At 70.8% G+C, this 23245-nt stretch carries 28 protein-coding genes and 1 tRNA gene; 17 read left to right on the top strand and 12 right to left on the bottom strand.

Annotated features, from left to right (window positions below; translation table 11 throughout):
- Window positions 1-2: 2 nt before the first annotated feature.
- The 4 genes from MTES_RS03885 (at window position 3) to MTES_RS03870 (ending at window position 4532) form a co-directional block, all read left to right on the top strand.
- Window positions 3-872, top strand: a complete 870-nt coding sequence (locus MTES_RS03885; RefSeq protein WP_013583889.1) for an SURF1 family protein — start codon at window positions 3-5, stop codon at window positions 870-872.
- A 9-nt stretch (window positions 873-881) separates the two neighbouring features.
- A complete protein-coding gene (locus MTES_RS03880; protein WP_013583888.1) occupies window positions 882-1403 on the top strand; it encodes a DUF3817 domain-containing protein in 522 nt (173 codons plus the stop codon).
- Complete coding sequence (gene guaA / locus MTES_RS03875) at window positions 1400-2980, top strand: glutamine-hydrolyzing GMP synthase (RefSeq protein WP_013583887.1); 1581 nt, start codon at window positions 1400-1402, stop codon at window positions 2978-2980. The genes MTES_RS03880 and guaA overlap by 4 nt, the downstream gene beginning before the upstream one ends.
- Before the next feature lie 190 nt (window positions 2981-3170).
- On the top strand, window positions 3171-4532 hold the full coding sequence (locus MTES_RS03870) for a glycosyltransferase (protein WP_013583886.1): 1362 nt from the start codon (window positions 3171-3173) through the stop codon (window positions 4530-4532).
- Between the two features lie 2 nt (window positions 4533-4534).
- Here MTES_RS03870 and MTES_RS03865 read toward each other — a convergent pair whose 3' ends face one another.
- Window positions 4535-5248, bottom strand: a complete 714-nt coding sequence (locus MTES_RS03865; protein ID WP_013583885.1) for an MBL fold metallo-hydrolase — start codon at window positions 5246-5248, stop codon at window positions 4535-4537.
- Window positions 5249-5320: 72 nt separating this feature from the next.
- On the opposite strand from MTES_RS03865, the gene MTES_RS03860 reads away from it, so the two are divergent.
- The gene (locus tag MTES_RS03860; RefSeq protein WP_013583884.1) at window positions 5321-5878 is read left to right on the top strand and encodes a TetR-like C-terminal domain-containing protein; all 558 of its coding nucleotides are present in this window, start codon (window positions 5321-5323) and stop codon (window positions 5876-5878) included.
- Here the strand turns inward: MTES_RS03860 and ligD are convergent.
- Window positions 5845-7074, bottom strand: coding sequence for a non-homologous end-joining DNA ligase (ligD, locus tag MTES_RS03855; protein WP_013583883.1), 1230 nt, complete (start codon window positions 7072-7074; stop codon window positions 5845-5847). The genes MTES_RS03860 and ligD overlap by 34 nt on opposite strands.
- A gap of 249 nt (window positions 7075-7323) precedes the next feature.
- Entirely contained in the window at window positions 7324-8208 is an 885-nt protein-coding gene (locus MTES_RS03850) for a Bax inhibitor-1/YccA family membrane protein (RefSeq protein ID WP_013583882.1), read from the bottom strand.
- Window positions 8209-8351: 143 nt separating this feature from the next.
- On the opposite strand from MTES_RS03850, the gene MTES_RS03845 reads away from it, so the two are divergent.
- The 4 genes from MTES_RS03845 to MTES_RS03830 all read left to right on the top strand — a co-directional run bounded on the left by MTES_RS03845 (window position 8352) and on the right by MTES_RS03830 (window position 12453).
- Window positions 8352-9341 carry a glycerophosphodiester phosphodiesterase family protein gene (locus tag MTES_RS03845; RefSeq protein ID WP_013583881.1) on the top strand — a complete coding sequence of 330 codons (990 nt, stop codon included), beginning with the start codon at window positions 8352-8354 and terminating at the stop codon, window positions 9339-9341.
- Window positions 9342-9395: 54 nt separating this feature from the next.
- Window positions 9396-10325 (top strand): NAD(P)/FAD-dependent oxidoreductase, encoded by a 930-nt coding sequence (locus MTES_RS03840; RefSeq protein WP_013583880.1) that lies wholly within the window; start codon window positions 9396-9398, stop codon window positions 10323-10325.
- A 92-nt stretch (window positions 10326-10417) separates the two neighbouring features.
- Window positions 10418-11374 carry an ABC transporter ATP-binding protein gene (locus MTES_RS03835; protein WP_013583879.1) on the top strand — a complete coding sequence of 319 codons (957 nt, stop codon included), beginning with the start codon at window positions 10418-10420 and terminating at the stop codon, window positions 11372-11374.
- Window positions 11371-12453, top strand: coding sequence for an ABC transporter permease (locus MTES_RS03830; RefSeq protein WP_013583878.1), 1083 nt, complete (start codon window positions 11371-11373; stop codon window positions 12451-12453). The genes MTES_RS03835 and MTES_RS03830 overlap by 4 nt, the downstream gene beginning before the upstream one ends.
- Window positions 12454-12490: 37 nt before the next feature.
- Here the strand turns inward: MTES_RS03830 and MTES_RS03825 are convergent, their stop codons facing one another.
- Together MTES_RS03825 and MTES_RS03820 are read right to left on the bottom strand one after the other, a co-directional pair.
- On the bottom strand, window positions 12491-12676 hold the full coding sequence (locus tag MTES_RS03825; protein ID WP_013583877.1) for a hypothetical protein: 186 nt from the start codon (window positions 12674-12676) through the stop codon (window positions 12491-12493).
- A gap of 135 nt (window positions 12677-12811) precedes the next feature.
- Complete coding sequence (locus tag MTES_RS03820; RefSeq protein ID WP_043360983.1) at window positions 12812-13807, bottom strand: GTP-binding protein; 996 nt, start codon at window positions 13805-13807, stop codon at window positions 12812-12814.
- A 79-nt stretch (window positions 13808-13886) separates the two neighbouring features.
- Between MTES_RS03820 and ykgO the strand changes: the two genes are divergently transcribed.
- Genes ykgO through MTES_RS03805 form a run of 4 tightly spaced genes read left to right on the top strand, consistent with a single transcriptional unit; the run spans window position 13887 to window position 14875 of the window.
- Entirely contained in the window at window positions 13887-14009 is a 123-nt protein-coding gene (ykgO, locus tag MTES_RS03815) for a type B 50S ribosomal protein L36 (RefSeq protein ID WP_013583875.1), read from the top strand.
- A 20-nt stretch (window positions 14010-14029) separates the two neighbouring features.
- Complete coding sequence (locus MTES_RS19210) at window positions 14030-14224, top strand: hypothetical protein (protein WP_013583874.1); 195 nt, start codon at window positions 14030-14032, stop codon at window positions 14222-14224.
- A 49-nt stretch (window positions 14225-14273) separates the two neighbouring features.
- Window positions 14274-14582 carry an ArsR/SmtB family transcription factor gene (locus tag MTES_RS03810; protein ID WP_013583873.1) on the top strand — a complete coding sequence of 103 codons (309 nt, stop codon included), beginning with the start codon at window positions 14274-14276 and terminating at the stop codon, window positions 14580-14582.
- Window positions 14579-14875 (top strand): hypothetical protein, encoded by a 297-nt coding sequence (locus tag MTES_RS03805; protein WP_013583872.1) that lies wholly within the window; start codon window positions 14579-14581, stop codon window positions 14873-14875. The genes MTES_RS03810 and MTES_RS03805 overlap by 4 nt, the downstream gene beginning before the upstream one ends.
- Window positions 14876-14966: 91 nt before the next feature.
- Here the strand turns inward: MTES_RS03805 and MTES_RS03800 are convergent, their stop codons facing one another.
- Together MTES_RS03800 and MTES_RS03795 are read right to left on the bottom strand one after the other, a co-directional pair.
- The gene (locus tag MTES_RS03800; protein ID WP_013583871.1) at window positions 14967-15191 is read right to left on the bottom strand and encodes an RNA-binding S4 domain-containing protein; all 225 of its coding nucleotides are present in this window, start codon (window positions 15189-15191) and stop codon (window positions 14967-14969) included.
- 25 nt (window positions 15192-15216) lie between these two features.
- Window positions 15217-16113, bottom strand: a complete 897-nt coding sequence (locus tag MTES_RS03795) for an SDR family oxidoreductase (RefSeq protein ID WP_013583870.1) — start codon at window positions 16111-16113, stop codon at window positions 15217-15219.
- Window positions 16114-16178: 65 nt separating this feature from the next.
- Here MTES_RS03795 and MTES_RS03790 point away from each other — a divergent pair, with 65 nt between their 5' ends.
- Window positions 16179-16520, top strand: coding sequence for a metalloregulator ArsR/SmtB family transcription factor (locus MTES_RS03790; RefSeq protein ID WP_013583869.1), 342 nt, complete (start codon window positions 16179-16181; stop codon window positions 16518-16520).
- Window positions 16521-16712: 192 nt separating this feature from the next.
- On the opposite strand, the gene MTES_RS19205 is transcribed toward MTES_RS03790, so the two are convergent.
- The 4 genes from MTES_RS19205 to MTES_RS03775 form a co-directional block, all read right to left on the bottom strand.
- Window positions 16713-16788: transfer RNA gene (locus MTES_RS19205), tRNA-Met, on the bottom strand.
- Window positions 16789-16824: 36 nt separating this feature from the next.
- A complete protein-coding gene (locus MTES_RS03785; protein WP_013583868.1) occupies window positions 16825-17541 on the bottom strand; it encodes a GntR family transcriptional regulator in 717 nt (238 codons plus the stop codon).
- Window positions 17522-18427 carry a DMT family transporter gene (locus MTES_RS03780; protein ID WP_013583867.1) on the bottom strand — a complete coding sequence of 302 codons (906 nt, stop codon included), beginning with the start codon at window positions 18425-18427 and terminating at the stop codon, window positions 17522-17524. Before MTES_RS03780 ends, MTES_RS03785 begins: the two co-directional genes overlap by 20 nt.
- Window positions 18428-18460: 33 nt before the next feature.
- Complete coding sequence (locus MTES_RS03775; RefSeq protein ID WP_013583866.1) at window positions 18461-18898, bottom strand: MarR family winged helix-turn-helix transcriptional regulator; 438 nt, start codon at window positions 18896-18898, stop codon at window positions 18461-18463.
- A gap of 53 nt (window positions 18899-18951) precedes the next feature.
- Between MTES_RS03775 and MTES_RS03770 the strand changes: the two genes are divergently transcribed.
- A complete protein-coding gene (locus MTES_RS03770) occupies window positions 18952-19320 on the top strand; it encodes a VOC family protein (RefSeq protein ID WP_013583865.1) in 369 nt (122 codons plus the stop codon).
- A gap of 42 nt (window positions 19321-19362) precedes the next feature.
- Window positions 19363-20301, top strand: a complete 939-nt coding sequence (locus tag MTES_RS03765) for a hypothetical protein (RefSeq protein WP_013583864.1) — start codon at window positions 19363-19365, stop codon at window positions 20299-20301.
- On the opposite strand, the gene MTES_RS03760 is transcribed toward MTES_RS03765, so the two are convergent.
- Window positions 20302-20709, bottom strand: a complete 408-nt coding sequence (locus tag MTES_RS03760) for a YccF domain-containing protein (RefSeq protein WP_013583863.1) — start codon at window positions 20707-20709, stop codon at window positions 20302-20304. It abuts the gene before it with no gap.
- 79 nt (window positions 20710-20788) lie between these two features.
- Between MTES_RS03760 and MTES_RS03755 the strand changes: the two genes are divergently transcribed.
- Window positions 20789-23236: an ATP-dependent helicase gene (locus MTES_RS03755; protein WP_043360981.1), complete on the top strand. Its 2448-nt coding sequence runs from the start codon at window positions 20789-20791 to the stop codon at window positions 23234-23236.
- Window positions 23237-23245 lie beyond the last annotated feature (9 nt).

Raw genomic sequence — 23245 nt, 5'->3', positions numbered from 1 at the left:
GCGTGACCTCGTCGCCCGCCATCGCCCCGGAGATCCCCGAGGTCTTCCCGCCGACGCTGCGCGAGGTCATGCTGCGCCCGCGGTGGCTCGCGCTGCTGGCGTTCTCCCTCGTGGTCGCGGGAGTCCTCGCGTGGCTCGGGCAGTGGCAGCTCGGTCGCGCCGTCGACACCGCTCCGTCGGAGCCCGGGATGACCGAGGTGGTCCGTCCCCTCGACGAGGTGGTCCAACCCGGTGCGTACCTCGCGGAACCGCTGGTCGGCCAGCGCGTCGAGACGAGCGGGCGCTGGATCCCGTCCGACTTCATCGTCGTCTCGTCCCGCTACAACGACGACGTCGAAGGCTACTGGGTGACGGGGCAGCTGCGCATCGACGAGGCGGGAAAGCCGGCCTCGATCGCCGTCGCCCTCGGCTGGGCGGCGACGCTCGATCGAGCCGACGCGGCCGCCGACGAGATGCGCGCGGCGGCCGAGGCCGACCCCACCGCGCAGGTCGACGTCACCGGCCGGCTGATCTCCGACGAGGGACCCTCGCGCCCGGATGCCGGGGCCGACCCGCAGACCCTGACGCGCATGTCGCCGGCGATGCTGCTCGGACGCTGGCACGACGTCGACGGCGTCGCGGTGTACCGGCAGTACGTGGCCTCGCAGACGGCGATCGGGCCGCTGGATCCGATCGCGTCCCCGGCCCCGGACGAACGCTCTCGCGTGAACTGGCTCAACATCTTCTACGCGGCCGAATGGGCGATCTTCGCGGGCTTCGCGCTGTACCTCTGGTACCGACTCGCACGCGACGCGTGGGAGAAGGAGGTCGAAGACCTCGAAGACGCCCAGGAAGAGGCGCAGGCGGCGGGGCCGCCGGTTCCTCGCGACTAGACTTGGCGCATGCCGCGTCCCCCGAAACTCGCCTCCTTCCCGGCGATCCGCGGAGCCCTGAAGTTCTACCAGATCTGCTCGATCATCACCGGTATCGGCCTCCTGCTGCTGGTCGCCGAGATGATCCTGAAGTACACGCCCATCCACGTGGAGCTGTTCCTGGGCGGATCCGGCGGGTTCCTGTGGTTCGCGGATGCCATCGCCGGCCCCGGATGCCAGTGGTTCTCGCTCTTCATCCCCGGTGGCGACGGCTGCGAGATGATCTCGACCGGTGACGGCGTCAACGTCTCGCTGGCGATCCTGGTCGTCCACGGCTGGTTCTACGTCGTGTACCTCATCTCGTGCTTCCGCGTCTGGAGCCTGATGCGCTGGCCGTTCCGCCGCTTCGTGTTCCTCGCTCTCGGCGGCGTCGTCCCGTTCCTCTCCTTCATCCTCGAGGTGCGCACCGCCCGCGGCGTGCGCGCCTATCTCGCCGAGCGCGAAGCCGCCCAGGCATCCGCTCCCGTTCCCGCCCCGGAAGGCAACCGGTGACCGAACAGACCGAAACGTCCCAGCGCCCCGTCCTCGTCGTCGATTTCGGCGCCCAGTACGCGCAGCTGATCGCCCGCCGCGTCCGCGAAGCGGGCGTGTACAGCGAGATCGTGCCGCACACCGCCTCGGCGGACGAGATCGCGGCCAAGAACCCCGTGGGCATCATCCTTTCGGGTGGGCCGTCGTCGGTGTACGAGGAGGGTGCCCCCAGCCTCGACGCCGGCGTCTTCGACCTCGACGTGCCGACGCTCGGCATCTGCTACGGCTTCCAGGTGATGGCCAAGGCTCTCGGTGGCGAGGTCGCGAACACGGGACTCCGTGAGTACGGCGCGACGGATGCCACGATCGTGACCGAGGGCACCCTGCTCGAGGGGCAGCCGGTCGAGCAGAACGTCTGGATGAGCCACGGCGATCAGGTGTCGCGTGCCCCGGAGGGCTTCGAGGTGCTCGCGCGGACCGCGCACACGCCGGTCGCCGCATTCGCGAGCGACGCGCGCCGCATGTACGGCGTGCAGTGGCATCCCGAGGTCAAGCACTCCGACCACGGCCAGCACGTGCTCGAGAACTTCCTCCACAAGGCCGCGGGTCTTCCCGCCGACTGGAACAGCGGCAACGTCATCGCCGAGCAGGTCGAGCGCATCCGCCAGCAGGTCGGCACCTCGCGCGTCATCTCGGCGCTGTCCGGCGGGGTCGACTCCGCGGTGTCGACCGCCCTCGTGCACGAGGCCGTCGGCGACCAGCTGATCGCCGTCTTCGTCGACCACGGTCTGCTCCGTCAGGGCGAGCGCGAGCAGGTCGAGAACGACTACGTCGCCTCGACCGGCGTGAAGCTCATCACGGTCGACGCGCGCGAGACGTTCCTGAACGCCCTCGCCGGGGTCAGCGACCCCGAGCAGAAGCGCAAGATCATCGGTCGCGAGTTCATCCGCGCGTTCGAGAAGGTGCAGGCCGACCTCGTCGCCGAGGCCAAGGCCGAGGGCGAGCAGGTGCGCTTCCTCGTGCAGGGCACGCTCTACCCCGACGTCGTCGAGTCGGGTGGCGGTACCGGCACTGCGAACATCAAGAGCCACCACAACGTCGGCGGCCTGCCCGAAGACCTGCAGTTCGAGCTCGTCGAGCCGCTGCGCACCCTCTTCAAAGACGAGGTGCGCGCGATCGGTCGCGAGCTGGGGCTGCCCGAGGCGATCGTCGGCCGCCAGCCCTTTCCGGGGCCCGGTCTTGGCATCCGCATCGTGGGTGAGGTCACCGCTGACCGTCTCGAGATCCTGCGTGCGGCCGACGCCATCGCCCGCGCCGAGCTGACCAAGGCGGGCCTCGACGACGAGATCTGGCAGTGCCCCGTCGTGCTGCTCGCCGACGTGCGCTCGGTGGGCGTGCAGGGCGACGGCCGGACCTACGGCCACCCGATCGTGCTGCGTCCCGTCTCCTCCGAAGACGCGATGACGGCCGATTGGACGCGCCTGCCGTACGACGTGCTGTCGAAGATCTCCAACCGCATCACCAACGAGGTGAAGGACGTCAACCGCGTCGTGCTCGACGTGACGTCGAAGCCCCCGGGGACCATCGAGTGGGAGTGAGCCTTCGGCCACTCACACGGCAAGACGCCGTCGTCCTCGGGGCGGCGGCGTTTTTGCTGCGCGCGTTGGTCGGGGCGCCCGCCTGGGGGCGCGGATCGGCGGTCGGGGCGGGGATGGGCGCGCCCCGAAGGGAGGGACACGCCCCGAACCCGGGTACGCGGGTGCCGGGAAGCCGGGGGAGGATGGGGGCGTGATCGACTTCCCCGACGCCTGGTACCTGATTCTGTCGAGCAGGCTCATCCCCGACCTCGACGGGGGCTACACGATCTCGACCCTCGCGCGTGCGCGGCAGATGACCGAGGCGGGGGCGCAACCGCTTCTTCTGACCGTCGATCCGGGGAGCCCCGACGCGCACGCCCAGCACCGCGCGACCTTCGTCGAGCGCGGGGCGGTCGCGGCATCCGAGGTCTTCCGCAATCTCTTCGACGACGCGGTGGATGCCGACGGCGGGGCCGCGGAGTGGCTGCGGGCGGCGGCCGCGCCGGGCTACGCCGATCCCGCGCTGGAGTACCGCGACGTCGCCGGTGGCGCGGTGTCGCTGCCGAACGTCATCGACCCGGACTGGCACCTGACGGCCGCGCCGATCGTGATCCGGGATGCCGCGGGCGAGCCCGTCGGGGTCATCGCCGGATTCGGGGCGCTCTACCGCGCGTGGCTCACACACGTCGGCGCGCAGCTGCGCGCGGAGAACCCCCGGCCCCTCGTCGTCATCTGCGAGTCGCGGCAGCTCGGCGAGCTGATCGTCGGGTGGGGCGATGATGGCGTGCGCATCCTGCACACGGTCCACACGATCCACCTCGAAGCTCCCTATCGCGCAGACTCCGCCCTCAACCCCCTCTGGCGGCGCTGGTTCGACATCTCCCCGCGCTTCGACGCGGTGCTGTGGCCCACGGTGCAGCAGCGCGATGACGTCCGGGAGCGCTTCGGGACCGCCGCGAACGACCTCGTCGCTCCGCACGCCGTTCGCGCGCCGGATGCGGTCGTCGCTGCGGCGGACCGCGACCCCGGCCGCGTCGTGGTGCTCGGGCGCCTGGCCCCCGGCAAGCGTCTCCCCGCGGCCATCCGCGCCTTCGCCCGGGTCGTCGCCGAGGTCCCCGCGGCGCGACTCGAACTCTGGGGAGCCGGCGCCCAGAGGGGCGACCTCGAGACGCTGATCGCCGAGCTCGGACTGACGGATGCCGTCTCCCTCCCGGGTCTCACGAACGATCCCGGGGCCGTGCTCGATCACGCCGCGGTGTACCTGACGACCTCGGCGTTCGAGGGACAGGGGCTCGCCCTCGCCGAAGCCCTCGCGCACGGCACCCCCGTGGTGGCCTACGACATCCGCTACGGACCGCGCGACATGCTGGCCGCCGGTGGCGGCATCCTGGTCCCGGACGGTGACGAGGACGCGCTCGTCGCCGCCCTCGTCCGGGTGCTGACGGATGCCGAGATGCGGGAGCGCCTGTCGACGGAGGCCGTGGACGCGGCGGCGACCCTGAGTCCCGCGCGAGCGATGAGGACGTTGGTGGCGGCGTGCGCCGAAGCCCTGTCGCGTCCCCGTCGCCGCTGAGCTCAGGCGCCCGCGGCCTCGCGGACCGCGCGCACGGCTGCGGCCGGAGAGTCGCGGAACGCCGGCCCGTGGCCGGGGAGGACCCAGTCGGCATCCAGATCGGCGATGCGCGCCAGAGACCTCAGGGCTTCGGCCGGGTCGTCGGTGAAGGGGGCGGGCCCGGGGCCGGTCCGGCCGGTGAGCACGTGACGGGTCGTCAGGGCGTCTCCGACGAAGACGGCGCGGACCTCGGGAGAGAAGACGGCCACGCTGCCCGGTGAGTGCCCGGGCATCGAGATCACCCGGGGCGCGCCCGGGAGGTCGAGCGTCGTGTCGCCGTCGATACTCACGACCTCGGTCAGCCACTGCGGACGCATGCCCTTGCGGATGCCGAACGCGGCGAAGCTCACCAGCGGCCCGATCCGCATCGGGCCGACGGGGTTCTTCGGTTTGTCGCCGCCCTGAGCGCGATCCGCGTCAGCGGCGTGGATGAAGACCGGGATGCCGTGGTCCCGGCGGAGGCGCTCGGCGAAGCCCACGTGGTCGCTGTCGCCGTGGGTCAGGATCACCCCGCGGATGTCGTCGAGCGGGCGGCCGATGGCATCCAGTTCTCGTCTGAGATCGGCATACATGCCGGGGAGGCCGGCGTCGACGAGCGTGATGCCGGCGGGGGTGGCGATCAGGTAGGAGGCGACGATGTCGTTGCCGAGGCGGTGGAGGGAGGGGGCGAGTCGCATGGGGTGGCCTTTCGCGGCATGGCTACGAGTAATAGCCATGATAGCTTATCTGTGTAGCCATGAGGAGGCCCGATGCCGACACCAGAACGAACGTCGCTCGCGGAGATCGTCGCGCAGGCGGCTCGTCTGCTCGAGAGCGGTGGTCCGGCCGCCGTCACGATGCAGGCGGTTGCGGCGGCCGTCGGGGTCAAGGCGCCCTCGCTGTACAAGCGCGTACGCGACCGGGAGGCGCTTCTCGGTCTCGTCGGGATCGCCACCGCGGACGAGCTGACTCGTCGACTGACGGATGCCGGGGGCGACCTCGGCGAACTCCTCACCGTCTTCCGCCGCTTCGGTCAGGAGCGGCCGGAAGCGTTCCGCCTGCTGTTCGCGTCGTCGATCGACCCCGAGCGTCTTGCGGCGACGAGCGAGCCCGTGCTCCGCGCGACCTCGGCCGTCGTCGGCCCCGAGCGCGCGCTCGACGCGGCGCGGCTGCTCACCTCGTGGGCGGTGGGGTTCATCACGATGGAGTTGACGGGCGCCTTCCGTCTCGGGGGTGACCTCGACGACGCCTTCGCCTACGGAATGCGTCACATCGTGGCCTCCTTGACCTCGGATCAGGACGCGGAGCGACCCGCCCAGGGGTCGTAGTCGGCGATCAACTCCTCCTGCGCGGGGCGCTCGGCATCCGGGACGTGCTGCAGGTTCACGCGGACGCGGTACCAGAGCGAGCTCGACCCGCGCATGCCGTCGACCATGACGTCGGCGGGGTGCAGCGCGGCTGTCGCGTCCGGATGCCGCTTCTTCCAGGTCTCGAGGGCGTCGAGCGCCTCCGGCTTCGTCTTGGTGCGCGCGACCTCGATGAGCGGCATGGTGGAGGCGCGGCGGCCCGAGCCGTCGGATCCGCGCGGGGGCTTCTCCGCCGGGCCGAGCTCCTTCGCGAGAGCCAGGAGGGCGTCGAGGGAGCCCGCGGCGTCGTCGATGCCGGCGTGCGGGTCGCCGATGGCGCGGAAGCGTTCGGGGACCGCCAGGACGGTGAACTCCTCGGGGCGGCGGTCGCGGACCTCGTCCCACGTGAGCGGCGTCGAGACGCGGGCACCGGGGAGCGCGCGGATCGAGTACGCCGAGGCGACCGTGCGGTCCTTGGCGTTCTGGTTGAAGTCGACGAACACGCTCTCGCCCTGCTCCTCTTTCCACCAGCGGGCGGTGGCGAGCCCGGGCGCGCGGTTCTCCACCTCGCGGGCGAGGGTCTCGGCGGCGAGGCGCACGTCGGCGTAGTCCCACTCGGGGCGGATGCGCACGAGGATGTGGAGGCCGCGGGAGCCGGAGGTCTTCGGCCACCCGACGAGCCCGTGGTCCTCGAGCACGTCCCTCGCGATGAAGGCGACGTCGACGATCTGCGCCCAGTCGACACCGGGCATGGGGTCGAGGTCGACGCGCAGCTCGTCGGGGTGGTCGAGGTCCTCCGCGCGGACGGGGTGCGGGTTGAGGTCGAGGCAGCCGAGGTTGACGACCCACGCCAGGCCCGCGGCATCCCGGATCACCGTCTCTTCGGCGGAGGTGCCGGAGGCGTAATGCAGGGTTGCGGTGTCGATGAAGGCGGGATGGTTCTCGGGGACGCGTTTCTGGAAGAACGGCTCCTGGTCGAGGCCTTTCGAGAAGCGCTTGAGCACCATGGGGCGCCCGCCGGCGCCGCGCAGGGCTCCCTCGGCGACGGCGAGGTAGTACCGCACGAGGTCGAGCTTCGTGAGGCCGGGCTCGGCGAACACGACCCGGTCGGGGCTGGTGACGCGCACCTCGTGGCCGTCGATGTCGAGGATCTCAGGGGGAGTCTTCGCGGGGCTCATGGCGCGAGGCTAGCCCGGCGTCGCGCGCGAGCACTGCCCCTTGCGTCCCGGGGCCAGGGCCGGGTTCTGGCCCGGTTGCGGGGTGCCGCGCGGGTCGCCCGTTGGGGGTTGAGCGTCCAAAACACCCGGACGAATTCTCGAAGTCTCCGGGTGTTCTGGACACTCAACCGGGGGAGCGGGCGCCGCGGGCCGCGCAGGGGAACGACGAAGGGCCGCCCCGAAGCGGGACGGCCCTTCGAACGAGGGTGGTTAGTTGTTGCCGCGCAGGATCGCGATCAGGCGCAGGATCTCGACGTACAGCCACACGACGGTGACCATGATGCCGAAGGCGCCGACCCAGCCGTAGACACGAGCCGCGCCGTTGCGCACGCCGCGCTGGATCTGATCGAAGTCGAGCACGAGCGAGTACGCGGCCATGATGACCACCACGACACCGATGATCACGCCGAGCGGGATGCCGAGGATCTTGATGGTGCTGTACATGCCGAACGCGCCACCGGCGATCGGGGCGTTGAACAGCATCAGGACGATGTTGAGGAGGCCGAAGACCATGTAGCCGACCATGGCGATCAGGAAGATCTTCGTCGCGCGGGCCGAGGCGCGCACCTTGCCGCTGGCGAACAGGGCGAGGGTCACGCCGACGACCGAGAGGGTCGCGAGCGTTGCCTGGATGACGATGCCGGGGTAGATGAACTCGAAGAACGCCGAGATACCGCCGACGAACAGCCCCTCGAACGCCGCGTAGGCGAGGAAGACGGGGACGGAGGGCTTCTTCTTGAAGATCGCGACCATCGCGAGCACGAAGCCGACGAGGCCACCGACGATCATCGGGGCGGCGCTGGGGCTGGGGTTCGCGACGCTGACGCCGGCCATCGACCAGATCCAGCCGACGACGGCGCCGACGACGAGCACGCCGAACAGAGCGAGCGTCTTGAAAACGGTGTCTTCGATCGTCATGCGATCGGTTTCGACGGCACCCGCCGCGGGGGCGGTGTACATGCCCTCGAGGTTGGCCGCCTCAGCAGCGGCCGCAGCGCCGGCGGCGGGGGCCGCGGGAGGGCTGTAACGGGTCTGGGCGCCGGCACGAGGGTCCTGGAACGCCGGGGTATTGAATGCCGGGTTGTTGAGGGCCACGGGGACTCACACTCCAAATGATGGTCATCACAGCACCGTGCTGTCAGACAACACTAGCCGAGCAGGGTGCGAGAGTCCTTGTGATGACTGAGATTCTGCTATGAGCGAGAGAGTCGTTCACCCGTCGTCGCTACCGTGGGCGGGTGCCACTCAACCGCCCGCTCATCATCGGTCACCGAGGGGCTCCCGGATACCGTCCCGAGCACTCGGCGAGTTCCTATGCACTCGCGATCGCCTCGGGAGTGGATGCCGTCGAACCCGACGTCGTGCCCGCGAAGGACGGCGTCCTGGTCGTCCGTCATGAGAACGAGATCGGCGCGACCACGGATGTCTCGACGCGCCCCGAATTCGCCGCGCGCCGCACCTCGAAGGTCGTGGACGGCGAGCGGCTGACCGGGTGGTTCGTCGAGGACTTCACCGGGGACGAGCTCCGCACCCTCCGCTGCCGCGAACGCATTCCGGCCCTCCGCCCGCGGAGCGCCGCGTTCGACGACACCGAGCAGGTCCTGCGTCTCCGCGATGTCCTCGACCTCGCCCGGGCCGGGGGCGTCGGGGTCGTCCTGGAGATCAAGCACGCGGCGACCTTCGCCGCCCAGGGCTTCGATATGGCCGCGCTCGTGCGGGACGAGCTCCGCGCGGCCGACTGGCTCGACGACCCCGCGCTGGTCATCGAGTCGTTCGAGCCTCTGGTGCTGGCACGACTGCGGGATCTCGGCATCCGGGCTCCCCTCGTCCAACTCATCGAGTCGGACGGCGTGCCGTGGGACCTGCGGGAGCGCGACGGGACGGATGCCGCGACCTACGCGTCGATGCTCACGCCCGCCGGTCTGGATGCCCTCGCCCGCGAGGTCGACGGCATCAGCCCCGACAAGAGGCTCATTCTGAACCCCGGGCGTCTGGGGCGGGCGCGTGGCCCCGCCCGCTTCGTCGCGGAGGCGCAGGCACGCGGTCTGCGCGTCTTCACGTGGACATGCCGCCCGGAGAATACCTTCCTCCTCCCGGGGTATCGCCGACACGGGGGCCGTGCCGTGTTCGGTGATTTCCGCGCCGAGTGGGCGGTGCTCCGCGAAGCGCGGCTCGACGGGGTCTTCGTCGATCATCCCGACCTCGGTGTCGAGGTCTTCGCGGGCTGAGCGACGGACCGCAACCCCGGCCCGGTGTCGTGCCCGCCGCGCGAGGATGACGGGATGACAGTGGACGTGACGGTCGTCGGCGGGGGAATCTCCGGGCTCGCGTGCGCGCGGGCGATTCAGGATGCCGGGAAGACGGTGCGCGTTCTGGATCGCGGGCGCCGGGTGGGCGGGCGTCTGTCGAGCCGAACGATCGAGGGGCGTCCGGTCGACCTGGGAGCGTCGTACTTCGTCGTCGGCGAGGCGGAACGGTTCGGGCATGTGGTCGCCGACTGGGAGGAGCGGGACCTCGCTCGACCCTGGACCGACACCTTCGTCGTCGTCGATGCGGACGGGAACCCGTCGACGAAGCCCGGGCCGATGAGGTGGGCCGCGCCGCTCGGGTCGCGCTCGCTCGCCCTCGATCTCGCCGACGGACTCGACGTCGTGTCCGAGCGGACCGTGACGCGGGTCGAGCCGTCCGTCGTGGACGGCGAGCCCGCGGGCGAGGTGGTGCTGGCGATGCCGGAGCCGCAGGCGGCCCGCCTCGCCGATGTCCCCTTCGGGGAAGGGGCAGCCTGGGAACCGGTGATCGCCGTCGTGCTGCGGTGGGACGAGCGGCGGTGGCCGGCCGACCTGCACGGCGCCTTCGCGGACGGCGACGCCGACGTGTCGTTCCTCGCCGACGACGGCGACCGGCGCGGCGACGGGGCGCCGGTGCTCGTCGTGCACACGACGGCCGACCGCGCGCGGCAGCACCTCGATGCCCCCGACGAGGCGATCGCTCCGGTGGTGGCCGCCACGCGTCGGCTCCTGCGGATCGACGCGGAACCCGCCTCCGCTCTCGCGCACCGGTGGACGTTCGCGCGTCCGGCCGCGACGACGGGCCGGCCGTTCTTCCGCTCGCCCGGCCTGTCCGCCTGCGGGGACGCGTGGGGGGAGAGCTCCGCGGTGCGCACCGCGTGGACGTCGGGCGATGCCCTCGGCCGCGCGCTCGCGGCATCCTGAATCTCCTTTTCTCCAGCCAGACTCTCGGGCGCTCGCGGCGTGGGGAACCGCGATCCCGAGGCGATGTCGGAGGGCCCCTCTAGGGTGGGGCCATGGATGTGGGGATCGACGCAGCGGGGGTGCGGCGCTCGTTCGGGGCCGTTCAGGCGGTCACGGACGTGACGTTCACGGCCGCGCCGGGGCGGGTCACGGGGCTCGTCGGCCCGAACGGCTCGGGCAAGACGACGCTGATGCTCATGCTCGCGTCACTGCTGCAGCCCGACGCCGGGCAGATGCGGATCGGCGGTGTCGATCCGATCGCCGACCCCGCGGGTGCGCGCCGACTTCTGGGGTGGATGCCGGACTCCCTGGGCGCGTGGCCGAGCCTCACCGCGCGCGAGGTCCTCGTCGCGACGGCTCAGCTGTACGACCTTCCCCGGGAGGCCGCGCGCACGCGCGCCGACGAACTGCTCGAGCTCGTCGACCTGACCCCTCTGGCGCGGTCCGCGGCGCGCGTGCTGTCGCGCGGACAGAAGCAGCGCCTCGCCCTCGCGCGGGCCCTCGTGCACGACCCGCGCGTGCTGCTGCTCGACGAACCGGCCTCGGGCCTCGATCCGCAGGCGCGCATCGCGTTGCGGGTTCTGCTGCGACGCCTCGCCACCGAAGGCCGCACGATCCTCATCTCCAGCCACGTGCTGTCCGAGCTCGAAGAGGTCGTCGACGACGCGGTGTTCATGATGGAGGGGCGCACGGTCGGGGCCGACCGCGTCGCCGCGGCGGCGACGCGCACGCGGTCGTGGCGGGTGCGGCTGCTCGCCGATCTGTCCCGCGGGGCGGAGGCGGGTCGCGCGGACGTCGCAGCGGCGCTCGGCCGCGCCCCCGACGAGATCGGGGTTGATCGCCGCGACCTGCTCGTGCCGTTCGCCGATGAGGCGGGCGCCGTCGCGGGGCTCCGCGCGCTGGTCGGCGCGGGCGTTCCGGTCGTCGAGTTCGCCCCCGCGGTGGGAGACCTCGAACACGCCTTCCTCGATCTGAGGGTCGGTCCCGGCGGCGAGGGGAGCCCCGCATGAACCTCCACCGTCTCGGCACAGTGATCGGCATCGAACTCCGTCAGCGCGTGCGCTCCGTGGGGTGGTACGTGCTGCTCGGGGTGTTCTTCGTCATCCTGATGGCCGTCCTCGCTCTGTCGTTCGCGTCCTTCGCACTCGCCAGCGGGGGCAACGAGTGGTTCTTCTCGCTCGTGATCATGCTGGTCATGCTGCTGGTGCTGCTGGTGTCTCCGACCCTCAGCGGCAGCGCTCTGAACGGGGATCGGGATGCCGCGACCCTCGCGCCCGTCCAGGTGACCCTCGTCACGACGGCCGAGATCGTGATCGGCAAGTTCCTCGCCGCGTGGATCTCCGGCCTCGCGTTCCTCGTCGTGGCGGCGCCGTTCCTGGTGGTCGCCACCGCGGCCGGCGGGCTGAACCCGGGCGTGATCCTCGCCTCTCTCGGCATCCTGGTTCTGGAGGTCGGGGTCGTCGCGGCTATCGGTGTGGGCTTCAGCGCCGTCGTCGCGCGGCCGATCTTCTCGGTTGCGAGCACGTACCTTGTCATCGCGGCCCTGACGATCGGGACCCTGATCGCCTTCGGGCTCGGCGGTCTCGCAGTACGGAGCGAGCAGGTGTCGATCACGCGCGACTTCGACTGGAGCGCCGCACCGGAGGGGTGCGATCCCGGACTCTGGCCCCGGGACACCGGCTGCCCGTCCTACGAAGAACTCCCGTGCGTCGAAAACCGGTACACCTCGGAGGTGCCGCGTTTCGACCGTGTGTGGTGGGTGCTCGCCGCCAATCCGTTCGTGATCCTGGCGGATGCCACGCCCCCGACCTACGTCGACGGGTACCCGCGAGACCTGTTCTCGCAGATCTCCTATAGCGTCCGCCTCGCGCAGAAGGCGCCGGAAACGGAGACGCGGTTCGACGGGTGCGCGGCGCCGGACGCGTCATGGTCGAACGAGACACCGGAAGACCAGCTCGACGGCACGGTCCCGAGCTGGTTCGTCGGGCTGCTCGTGCAGCTGATCATCGCGGCGGGGCTGCTGACGTGGGGCATCGCGCGCACGCGCACCCCGGCGAAGCGCCTGCCGCCGGGGACGCGTATCGCGTGACGGCGCGGCGGGGCGCTCCGTCGTCGGGCGCCCGCCGTCAGGCGTGACCCTCGGCCGCGGGGAAACCCTGGTCGAGCGCGTCACCGGTGTCGTCCGCGAGGTCGACGTGCTCTTCCGCCTCGGCGGCGTCTTCGCGCACTTCGTCGGTCACGGCATCGGTGGGGGCGGCCGAGTCGGCGCGGGCGTCGTCGGCGTGGCGGGAGGGGATGTCAGGAGTGCTCATGCATCCACGTTCCGCCCTCGACGCGTCGCGGTCGACCGCCTTGCGCTCGGCGGCGCGAGGTGCCAGGGGCCGGGCTCCGGGCAGCGGCTGCTGCGGGGGCCTCGCGCCGCCTCGGCGTGGACCGGACGGATGCCGTCAGTCGGTGGCATCCGGGATCGACGACGGCACCGCGGGCCAAGCGGGGAGCGGGTCGTCGAAGGACGCCCACGACGACGGGCCGGCGGCGAACTCGGCGTCGGTCAGGGCCGCGCCGTCGAGGATGTGCGCGAGGCGCGGGGCCGAGAGGTCGAGTCCGGTGAAAGCGATCTCCTGGCCGAGGCCCATGCGCCCGTCGTCGGCGCCGATCGGTTCGAGCCACATCGACGAGCCGACGTGCTCCCACCGCGCCAGGATGCCGAGGCGCGTGGCGAGGCGGCAGAATCCGGCCGACCGGACGAGGCGTCCGGCTGCGCCGCCGTCGAGCCGATCGAGGGCGGCAGAGAGCCGACCGGGGTGGAACGGGCGTACCTGGTCGTAGCGGAGCGTCATGACCCGGTTGTCGCGCATGTACGGGTCGTGCTCCTCGTTGAGGGCGTGGACCCACCCGGCCCGCTCGAGGATCTCGCCCTGGTGCGTGCCGCCGGAGGCGAGATCGCTGAGGGGGTCGCGCGACAGGCGCACCACCGCCCGGGGATTGAGGTGCGAGGCCAGCGCCATCTGGACTGCGAGCGCGGACGTCGGCACCTGCTCCCAGTTCACCCAGACGATGCGCGTGGCGAGCTCGAGGGCGAGCGCGCCCTGTCGCGCGCGGGCTCCGACGTCTCCGCGGGGATCGCCGGCACGCGCGGATGCCACCAGCCGGGCGTCGTCGAGCAGGTCGCCGATCATGTGCCGCGCGTCGACCACGCAGATCGCTTCGGCCTCGGGACCGCCGCGCGCGGCGATCGCGTGGATGAGGTCGACATCGGTGCCGAGGTCGACCACGACGTTCTCGTCGTCCGCGCGCGGGCGGGGGAGGGGGAGCGCGTGCGCGACCCGCAGGTCGCTGTGGCGGAGCAGGTGCAGGGGGCGGGTCAGTGCCAGGGCGGTGCGTTCGGCGTATGTCCGGCGTTCGGGGGCGCAGACGCCCATGATCGCGATCGTTCGGCTCATGGCATCCACCTCTCATTTGTCAGGGAACGGGGAACACCTTACCTTGTTATTGAGAACGTTTATCAACAAGGAGAACGCTATGAAGGTCCGTGCCTCGATCAAGTCCCTGAAGAAGCAACCGGGTGCGCAGGTCGTGCGCCGACGCGGGAAGGTCTTCGTGATCAACAAGCTCAACCCGCGGTACAAGGGCCGCCAGGGCTGAGTCGTTCGTAGACTCGCGGCGTGGAGTGGTGGGGTCTGATGACCGGTGTCGCGATCGGCCTCGCGCTGGCGGGGCTCATGGCGTGGCGCGGCGGTCGCGTACTCCGGCGCCGACGGGCGGAAGAGATTCAGGATGCCGCAATGTTCGGCTGGATGAAGCTGGATCGACCCCGAGACGACGGTCTCGGTGAGAACGGGAACGAGAACCGTTCCTGATTACCTGAACACATTGCAATCCGTTTATGTGTGTGGTCGTCTAGCTGATGTGGAGAAGATCGCGGGACTCGACCAAGCCGCGGAGTTGTTCAAGATTCTCGGCAACGAGTCGCGTCTCGCGCTCGTGTGGCTGCTGAGTCAGGAGCCGCTCACGGTCGGCGCGCTCGCCGATCGGGCCGGGCTGTCGCAGCCGTTGGTGTCGCAGCACCTGCGGACCCTACGGCAGGCGGGCCTGGTGAACTCGGAACGCGAGGGCAAGGAGATCCGCTACGCCCTCGCGGACGAGCATGTCGCGCACGTCGTGCTCGATGCGATCGCCCACGTCCAGGAACCGAACCACCAGGGGAGCGAACAATGAGCACCACCGAAACCCACGCCGAGCACACCGTCGACGAGCACGCGCACGGCGACGACTGCGGCCACGAGGCCGTCGAGCACGGCGACCACGTCGACTACGTGCACGGCACCCACCACCACGCGCTGCACGGCGACCACTACGACGAGCACGAGGCCCAGGCCGAGCACACGGCGACCGAGCACGCGCACGGCGACGACTGCGGCCACGAGAGCGTGCCGCACGACGACCACGTGGACTACGTGCACGACGGTCACCGCCACGCTGCCCACGCCGACCACTACGACGAGCACTGAGGTGTGACGGCATCCCGTGTCACGAGCGCGGGATGCCGTGGTGAGGGGCCCGTCTCCCCGGTGGGGAGGCGGGCCTTTCGCGTCGGTGACGTCAGGCCTGCACGCGGAAGGCGCGTCCCTCGAAGCCGACCACGTCGCCGACCTGCAGCTGACGGCCGCGGCGGCGCTCGACCTCGCCGTTCACCGTGACGTAGCCGTCGATGATCGCCTCTTTGGCGTCTCCGCCGGAGTCGAGGATGCCGGCGAACTTCAGGAAGGGGCTCAGGCGGATGCCGTCGCTGCCGATCGAGACGTCCTGGGGCGCGGGGGTGGTCATGGTTTCAGCATGGCAGGTGTGCGGGTCAGCGGCGAAGCCGGCGAACCAGACGGAGATCGTCCCACCCGAAGCCGCCGTCGGGGAGCGCCTCGCGGATGCTCTCCTCGCTGAAGGGGCGCGACGGTCGGAGCTTTTCCGGGGGCTCCGGGGCCGGAGGGGCTGCTTCGGTGACGCCCTCCGACAGCATCATCGCCTGCGCTTTCGCGACGAGGGGGGTGACCATCAGCCACTCCGTCACCTGGGCGAGCGCGCGGATCGTCCACACGGGAGCGGGGATGTAGAGCGGGTGCCCGCCGGCGATGCGCGCGATGCGGCGGACGGCGGCGCCGAGCTCCAGCTCCTCCGCGCCCATCAGCGCGACCGTCTGGTTCGGCATCCGTCCCTCGAGGGCGGCGACGAGGACATCGACCGCGTCCGCGACCGGCAGAGGACGCGCGCGGCGCTCGCGGAAGCCGACGGTGGCGAAGATCGGGAAGGTGCGCACGGCGCGGCTCACGTGATCGACCATGTGGTCACCGGGGCCGTAGATCATGCCCGACTTGAGCACGGTGTACTCGAGGCCGGAGCCGCGGACGAGTTCCTCCGCCTCCCACTTCGTCTGGTGATAGCCCGACCGGGTGCCGGGTCGGGCCCGGAGGAAGCTCAGGAGCACGACGCGCTGCACGCCCGCCCGCCGTGCCGCCTCGATCACGGCGCGCGTTCCGTCGACGTGGACTCGGCGGAACGTCTGATCACCGATCTCGCGGTTGATCCCCGCGCAGTGGGCGACGGCCTCGCAGCCGCGGAACGCCTCGGCGAGGGCGTCGACGTCGTGGACGTCGACACCCGTGCGCCGCGAGACGACGACGGTCTCGGCGGGATCGAGACGGGATGCCAGATGGCGTCCGACGAAGCCGGTCCCCCCGGTGATGGCTACTCGCATGATGACTCCTTTGCTATTTAGCTTGGAAGCTACACGCAATTTCGCTTCAGTGCTACATTGGAATCATGAGTGACGCGGCATCCGACATCTTCGCGGCCCTGGCGCATCCGACCCGCCGACAGATCCTCCAGGACCTGAAAGACGGCGAGATGGCCGCGGGCGAGATCGCCGCGCGTTTCGACGCCAGCGGCCCGACGATCTCGCGGCACCTCGGCGTCCTGCGTCAAGCCGGCCTGATCTCGGAGCGACGGGATGCCAACCGCATCCTTTATTCGCTGGTCGGCGAGCGCCTCGCGCTGTCGGTCGGCGACTTCCTCTCGACGGTGTGCCCCGAGCAGATCGTGCTGCGCGAGGTGCGCAAGCGCCGGACGCCGGCGCGTGACGCGGGAGTGGTGGCGGAGGCCTGACGAGCGTTCGCGGGCCGCGCATCTGCGCGCTCGGTCGCGCCGCCCTTCGTCCTGGGGGTCTCCCGCGTCGAGTGTCCAAGACACCCGGAGGATTTCTCGAGGCGTCCGGGTGTTTTGGACACTCGGCCAGCGGGTGGGGCGCCGGGGGCTCGGGCCGCCGCGCCCGGCAGAGTTGCGACCGGGGGAGACGAGTGGACGCGACGGCGGGAGTCGAACCCGCCACGCCTTCGGTTATGAGCCGAGGCCCGGGACCGCCCGGATCGCCGCGATGTGTCCCCACGCTAACCTGCGGCCGAAGCGCCCCCTACCGGCGTTGCGCATCGTGACCGGATGTGTCGTCGTGTGGCGACGACGTGCGCCGACCCTCCAGGATCGCCCGCGTCGAGTGGTCCAGATGCGCCCGCACGGCCCGCTCGGGGTCAGCCCACGCCTCCTCGACGTACGCGCGATGCTCCGCCGTCAGGGCCCCGGGCGCGTAAGCGGGCCGCACGTGCGTCAGTAGCAGGTGCATCTCGGAGTCGAGCCGGCGGTACTCCTCGGCGATCCGCGGGCTGCCCGCCGCGTCCACGAGCGCGAGGTGCACTCGCGCGTGCGCGTCGAGCGTGGCGGGCCAGTCGCCGGATGCCTCGGCGTCGGCGAGGGCGTCGAGAGCCGCGTCGACATCGGCGGGACGGATGCCACGATCCCGCGCGATCCGCACCGCCTCGGTCTCGAGGGCGCAGCGCAGCTGCTGCAGGGCGACGAGCGCGTCGTCGTCGAGCAGCGAGACCCGCACCCCGCGGTACGGCTCCGCGCTGACGAGCCGTTCGGCGGCGAGACGGGTCAGCGCCGTGCGGGCGGTGTGCCGCGAGACGCCGTGTGTCGCGCTCAGCTCCTCCTCGCGGAGGGGTGTTCCGGGGGCGAGCTCGCCGGAGAGGATGCCGGCGCGCACCGCATCCGCGACGAGGTCCGCGGCGCGGGGGCCGGGTGCGTGGGCTGCCGACGCAGCGCCGACGGGGGAGTCACGCGGGGGCCGTGGCATCCGGAACCTCCTCACGTCGACGAGACGGAACCGACACGACGGCGAGGCCGACCGCGATGAGCGCGAGGCCGATCGCGCTGACGGGCGTGAGGTGTTCGTGCAGCACGAAGAGGCCGAGGAGGGTGGCCGCGAGAGGCTCGGCGAGGGTCAGCGTCGAGACGGTGACGGCCGTCAGGCGCGCGAGGCCCCACCCGAAGAGGAGGTACGCGAGCGTCGTCGTGACGAGTCCGAGCCAGAGGGCGAGGGCGAGGCCGTTCGGGGTCGCCAGCCACGACGCCCCGGCGATCAGCAGCACGGGCAGACTCGCGACGGCGGCGACGCCGAACACCGTCCCCATCACGCGCGTGGAGTTCCACCCCCTCTCGATCAGCGCCTTTCCGCACACCGTATAGAGGGCGTACGACATTCCCGCCCCGGCGGAGGCGAGCAGGCCGCCCGGCGCGAGCGCCACCGCGCCGCCGGTCACCCCGGACACGAGCACGACGCCGGTGAGAGCGATGGCCGTGGCGAGCATCCAGCGCGGGGAAGGGAGGCGGCGCGAGCGCACGGCATCCACGATCCCCGTCGCGATCGGAGCCGATCCGAGGGCGACCACCGTGCCGATGGCGACGCCGTTCTCGCGCGTCCCGAGGAAGAACAGGGGCTGATAGGCGAGGACGCCGACCGCCCCGACGGCGATGAGGGCGGCGGTCGAGAGGCGCGATCCGGTGGGGGCCGGCGTGCGCGGACGCCGCGCGAGGGCGAGCAGACCCAGGATGCCGCCGCCCGCGACGATCCGCGCCGCCCCGACCGCGAGGGGAGAGGCGTCGACGCCGGCGAGCGCCTGTGCCGTCCCGGTGGTGGAGAAGCACAGTGCCGCGGCGAGGATCGCGAGGGCGGGAAGCATGCATGGATTGTTACACAATCCGCCAACGGGGCACTAGCTCGTCAGGGACCTCACCATCGAGCGCAGCGCGCGAAGGGCCGCCGTCTGTTCCGCCTCGGTCATTCCGCCGAGCATTCGTCGCTCGACCGAGCGCACGGCCGCGCTCGCCTCCTCGAGGGAGCGGCGCCCCTTCGCGGTCAGCCGAGCGGGAAGGGCTTTGCCGACGGGCGCGGCGTCCGGGCGGGTGACGATGCCGTCCCGCTCGAGGGACTGCAGCAGGACGTTCATCGACTGCCGGGTGACGAAGGCGCCTCGAGCGAGGTCGGAGTTCGAGAGACCGGGGCGCTGTGACAGCAACTCGAGGCAGGAGTAGTGCGTGATCGTCATGCCGAGGGGGCGGAGCACATCTTCCATCGCCGCCCGAAGGGCGCTCGCCGCCTCCTTGAGGAGATAGCCGAGGGACGTGTCCAGATCGATGCGCTCTTGCGTCATGTCAGTATTCTGACATAGAGTTCATGTCAGATAACTGACACAAGGAGCACCGCATGCCCGTCACCGGACCCGACTTCCTCTCCCTTCAGGTGCGCGACCTCGCCGCCTCGCAGGCGTTCTACGAGCGCTACCTCGGCCTCGAGCGGTCGCCCGCGGGGCCGCCGCACGCCGTGGTCTTCACCACCACCCCGACCGCCTTCGCGCTGCGCGACCTCGTGGAGGGCACCGACCTCGATGCCATCGCGCAGCCCGGCCTCGGCGTCGCCCTGTGGTTCCATGCCACGGGCGTCCAGGACATCCACGACGCCCTCGTCGCCGATGGACACCGCATCGTCATGGCGCCGATCGACGGACCCTTCGGTCGCACCTTCACCTTCGCCGATCCCGACGGCTACCACGTCACCCTTCACGACCGCGGGTGACCCTCGATCGGAGCACCCGCAAGCGCTGTGTAACGTAGGTGCATGGCGACGGCGGCGGGGCGAGGCATCCTGGCCCTGATCGTCGCCGGGGGACTCCTGGTGTCGGGCGGCATCCTGGCCATGCTGGTCGACCCGTACGCCCGGACGCCGATCGAGGTCGACTCGACGACCGAGTGGCTCGCGCGCATCCTCCTGGTGCTGGGCATCGGCTGGCTCATCGTCGGCATGGTCGCGGCGCGCACGCGCCTCGTGCGTCGACCCGGTGCCGCCGCCGCCCGCGCGAGCTGGGTCGCCTCGACCCGGCCCTGGCGGGCGGCGGAATCGAGCCTCGGTCTCCTCCCGCTCGACCGCTGGCTGATGATCGTCGTCCCCGCCGGCGTCCTCGTCGCGACGCGCGTCGTGCAGACCCCTCGTGACGGGCTGTGGGGCGCCGCCCTCGCGGTGATCGGCTGGCTCTTCTTCGCGATCGTCGTGCGCCTCCTGCTCGGGAGGCGCTCGCCGTGGCCGATCATCGCCGCGGTCGGCGGAGCGCTCGTGCTGCGGTGCGTCGTCGCTCTCGCCGTGATCTCGTTGTCGGGTCCTGAGGGGATCTGGCCCGTGCTGTGGGCGATGCCTCTCGTGCGCGTCCTCTATCTCGCGTTCGCGTTCGCCCTGCTCGCCTGGGTGTTCGTCGTCGCCGGCTGGTCACTGCGCCCGCAGCTCGGACGACGACGCGCCACCGGTGTCGCGCTGGCGGGAATGGGTGTCGCGTACGCCCTGCCCTCGGCGACGATCGCGATCGTGGGGGCGGGCGACGCCCTGCGCTCGTGGAACGAGCAGATCGGCGTGCTGCCCTGGGATCTCGCGCGACTCACCGGCGCCCGAGACGGTGACATCCCCACCGAGGCCGTCGTCGCGGCCGCCGTCGTCGGCGCGGTCGTGACGATCGTCGGCATCCTGCTCGCTCTCCCTCAGCGAGCCGCCGACCGCTCGTCCCGCTAGTCAGCTCCCGAGGGTGCGGTCGAACGGGCCGCCGCGGCGGATGTCGCGGACCTCCTTGCCGAGCGGCATGAGCGACACCGGCACGAGCTTGAAGTTGGCGATGCCGAGCGGGATGCCGATGATCGTGACGCACAGCGCGATCCCGGTGAGGATGTGCTCGAGGGCGAGCCACCACCCGGCGAGGATCACCCACACCACGTTGCCCAGGAACGACCCGACCCCGGCCGTCGGCTTCGCCACGATCTCGCGGCCGAACGGCCAGAGGGCGTACAGGCCGATGCGGAACGCCGCGATGCCCCACGGGATCGTCACGATGAGGATGCACAGCACGATCCCCGCGAGCATGTAACTGACGAAGAGCCAGAAGCCCGACAGGACCAGCCACAGGACGTTGAGGATGAGGCGCATGCCTCCATCATGGCGGGAGGACTCCGGATGCCAAGGGGCGAGGCCGATGTCGGAGCCCCCGCCTAGACTTGGACGCGCCATGACCGACGCCTCCACGCCCCTGATCGTCGGCGGTCCCGCACCGTCGGATGCCCGCCCCGACGCCGACCTCCTTCAGGGGCTCAACGGCCCCCAGCGCGAGGCCGTGACCTATCGCGGACAGGCGCTGCTCATCGTGGCCGGTGCCGGTTCGGGGAAGACGAGCGTCCTCACCCGGCGTATCGCCTCGCTGCTGCGCACGCGCGAGGCCTACCCGAGCCAGATCCTCGCGATCACCTTCACCAACAAGGCTGCCGGCGAGATGCGCGAGCGCGTGCACCAGCTGATCGGTCAGAAGGCCGACGGCATGTGGATCTCGACGTTCCACTCCGCCTGCGTGCGCATCCTCCGCCGTGAGGCCGAGCAGTTCGGCTTCACGAAGGCGTTCACGATCTACGACTCCGGCGACTCGCGGGCGCTCATCAAGCGTCTCGTGAAGGAGCACGAGGGCGACTCGTTCGGCCTCACGCCGGCCGGCACGCAGAGTCGTATCTCGAAGCTCAAGAACGAGCTCGCCGACGCCGAGTCGTACGCCCGGTCGGCCAACATGAGCGACCCGGCCGAGCGCATCTTCGTCGAGATCTTCTCGTCGTACCAGCGTGAGCTGCAGCGGGCCAACGCCTTCGACTTCGATGACCTGATCGCGCAGACGGTCTACCTCTTCCGCGCCTTCCCGCAGGTCGCCGACCGCTATCGCAAGCGCTTCCGGCACATCCTGGTCGACGAGTACCAGGACACCAACCACGCGCAGTACGCGCTCATCCACGAACTCACGCGGCCCGTCGGGTCCGACGCCGAGCCGTTCTCCTCGGGCGGCATGATGATCTTCGACGCCGACCCTTCGACAGGCTCAGGGACCGACGGGGGTGCGGCATCCCTCACCGTCGTCGGCGACTCCGACCAGTCGATCTACGCCTTCCGCGGTGCCGACATCCGCAACATCAGCGAGTTCGAGCGCGATTACCCGGGCGCGAAGGTCGTGCTGCTCGAGCAGAACTACCGCTCGACGCAGAACATCCTGTCGGCGGCCAACGCGGTCATCTCGAACAACTTCGACCGCAAAGACAAGAAGCTCTGGACCGATGTGGGCGCGGGTGACCCGATCATCGGCTTCACCGGCTACTCGCAGCACGACGAGGCCCAGTTCGTCGCCGACGAGATCGAAGCCCTGCACAAGAAGGGCGTCGACTACTCCGGCATCGCGGTCTTCTACCGCACCAACTCGCAGTCGCGTGCGCTGGAAGAGATCTTCATCCGCTCGGCGGTGCCCTACAAGATCATGGGCGGCACCAAGTTCTACGAGCGCGCCGAGATCAAAGACGCGCTCGCCTACCTCGTGGCCGTCGCCAACCCGGCCGACGGCATGTCGGTCCGCCGCATCCTGAACCGTCCGCGCCGCGGCATCGGCGATGTGACCGAGACGGCGATCGCGCGCTATGCCGCCGAGCACGACATCACCTTTCGCGATGCCCTCGCCAATTCGGCACAGATCGGTGTCGGTCCGAAGCTGCAGAAGGCGATCGATCAGCTCGACGCGGTGCTCACCGAGGCCACGGCGATCATGCTCCCGGCATCCGGTGAACTCGCCCCCTCCACCTCTGTCACCGAGGGACTCACGCTGCTGCTCAACAAGAGCGGCTACTTCGACGCGCTGCGCGCGAGCAAAGACCCGCAAGACGAAGCGCGCCTCGAGAACCTCGACGAGCTCATCGCGGTCACGCGCGAGTTCGCCCGGAACAACCCGGAGGGGACGGTCATCGACTTCCTCACCGAGGTGACCCTCGTGGCGGATGCCGATGACCTCGACGACGCATCCGGGTCGGTCTCGCTCATGACCCTGCACACCGCGAAGGGCCTCGAGTACGACGCGGTGTTCCTCACGGGTGTCGAAGAAGACCTGCTCCCGCACCGGATTTCGGCGAATGAGCCCGGCGGGCCGCAGGAAGAGCGGCGTCTGTTCTACGTCGGGATCACCCGCGCCCGAAAGCGCCTGCACGTGTCCCTCGCGATGACGCGCGCGCAGTTCGGCGAGGTCACGGTCGCGATGCCGAGCCGGTTCCTCCAAGAGATCCCCGCCGACCTCATCGACTGGCGGCAGTCGCCGGGAGACGTCAACGGCCGCGGCGGCTCGCAGTCGCGTGCCCTGAACGCGCGCGGCCGGCGTCCCGGCCAGCCCGGCGGCGGAAGCCGCTACGGCGACGACCTCGTCCCGCTGCCCAAGCGCGCACCGGCCGACCCGAGCAAGTTCCCGAACCGCATCCCCGCCAAGGTGCGCGACAACGGCGACATGGTGCTCGCGTCCGGCGATCGCATCCGTCACGACGACTTCGGCGAGGGGCGCGTGGATGCCGTGACGGGCGAGGGCGCCAAGCGCGTCGCGCACGTGCGCTTCGACACCGTCGGCCCGAAGAAGCTGCTGATCAAGATCGCGCCGATCACCAAGCTGTAGCCACCGCGC

This window comes from Microbacterium testaceum StLB037, from assembly GCF_000202635.1.
Lineage (GTDB): Bacteria > Actinomycetota > Actinomycetes > Actinomycetales > Microbacteriaceae > Microbacterium > Microbacterium testaceum_F.
Note: the sequence above shows the minus strand (reverse complement) of the source record. Positions and strands in the feature narration are given on the sequence as shown.

Bases quoted from the DNA above. Each gene is read 5' to 3' on its own strand.
- MTES_RS03880 (WP_013583888.1), top strand. From the start codon at position 882: ATGCCGCGTCCCCCGAAACTCGCCTCCTTCCCGGCGATCCGCGGAGCC.
- MTES_RS03865 (WP_013583885.1), bottom strand. From the start codon at position 5,248: ATGCGACTCGCCCCCTCCCTCCACCGCCTCGGCAACGACATCGTCGCC.
- MTES_RS03860 (WP_013583884.1), top strand. From the start codon at position 5,321: ATGCCGACACCAGAACGAACGTCGCTCGCGGAGATCGTCGCGCAGGCG.
- ligD (WP_013583883.1), bottom strand. From the start codon at position 7,074: ATGAGCCCCGCGAAGACTCCCCCTGAGATCCTCGACATCGACGGCCAC.
- MTES_RS03840 (WP_013583880.1), top strand. From the start codon at position 9,396: ATGACAGTGGACGTGACGGTCGTCGGCGGGGGAATCTCCGGGCTCGCG.
- MTES_RS03835 (WP_013583879.1), top strand. From the start codon at position 10,418: ATGGATGTGGGGATCGACGCAGCGGGGGTGCGGCGCTCGTTCGGGGCC.
- MTES_RS03830 (WP_013583878.1), top strand. From the start codon at position 11,371: ATGAACCTCCACCGTCTCGGCACAGTGATCGGCATCGAACTCCGTCAG.
- MTES_RS03825 (WP_013583877.1), bottom strand. From the start codon at position 12,676: ATGAGCACTCCTGACATCCCCTCCCGCCACGCCGACGACGCCCGCGCC.
- MTES_RS03820 (WP_043360983.1), bottom strand. From the start codon at position 13,807: ATGAGCCGAACGATCGCGATCATGGGCGTCTGCGCCCCCGAACGCCGG.
- ykgO (WP_013583875.1), top strand. From the start codon at position 13,887: ATGAAGGTCCGTGCCTCGATCAAGTCCCTGAAGAAGCAACCGGGTGCG.
- MTES_RS03805 (WP_013583872.1), top strand. From the start codon at position 14,579: ATGAGCACCACCGAAACCCACGCCGAGCACACCGTCGACGAGCACGCG.
- MTES_RS03800 (WP_013583871.1), bottom strand. From the start codon at position 15,191: ATGACCACCCCCGCGCCCCAGGACGTCTCGATCGGCAGCGACGGCATC.
- MTES_RS03795 (WP_013583870.1), bottom strand. From the start codon at position 16,113: ATGCGAGTAGCCATCACCGGGGGGACCGGCTTCGTCGGACGCCATCTG.
- MTES_RS03790 (WP_013583869.1), top strand. From the start codon at position 16,179: ATGAGTGACGCGGCATCCGACATCTTCGCGGCCCTGGCGCATCCGACC.
- MTES_RS03785 (WP_013583868.1), bottom strand. From the start codon at position 17,541: ATGCCACGGCCCCCGCGTGACTCCCCCGTCGGCGCTGCGTCGGCAGCC.
- MTES_RS03780 (WP_013583867.1), bottom strand. From the start codon at position 18,427: ATGCTTCCCGCCCTCGCGATCCTCGCCGCGGCACTGTGCTTCTCCACC.
- MTES_RS03775 (WP_013583866.1), bottom strand. From the start codon at position 18,898: ATGACGCAAGAGCGCATCGATCTGGACACGTCCCTCGGCTATCTCCTC.
- MTES_RS03770 (WP_013583865.1), top strand. From the start codon at position 18,952: ATGCCCGTCACCGGACCCGACTTCCTCTCCCTTCAGGTGCGCGACCTC.
- MTES_RS03765 (WP_013583864.1), top strand. From the start codon at position 19,363: ATGGCGACGGCGGCGGGGCGAGGCATCCTGGCCCTGATCGTCGCCGGG.
- MTES_RS03760 (WP_013583863.1), bottom strand. From the start codon at position 20,709: ATGCGCCTCATCCTCAACGTCCTGTGGCTGGTCCTGTCGGGCTTCTGG.
- MTES_RS03755 (WP_043360981.1), top strand. From the start codon at position 20,789: ATGACCGACGCCTCCACGCCCCTGATCGTCGGCGGTCCCGCACCGTCG.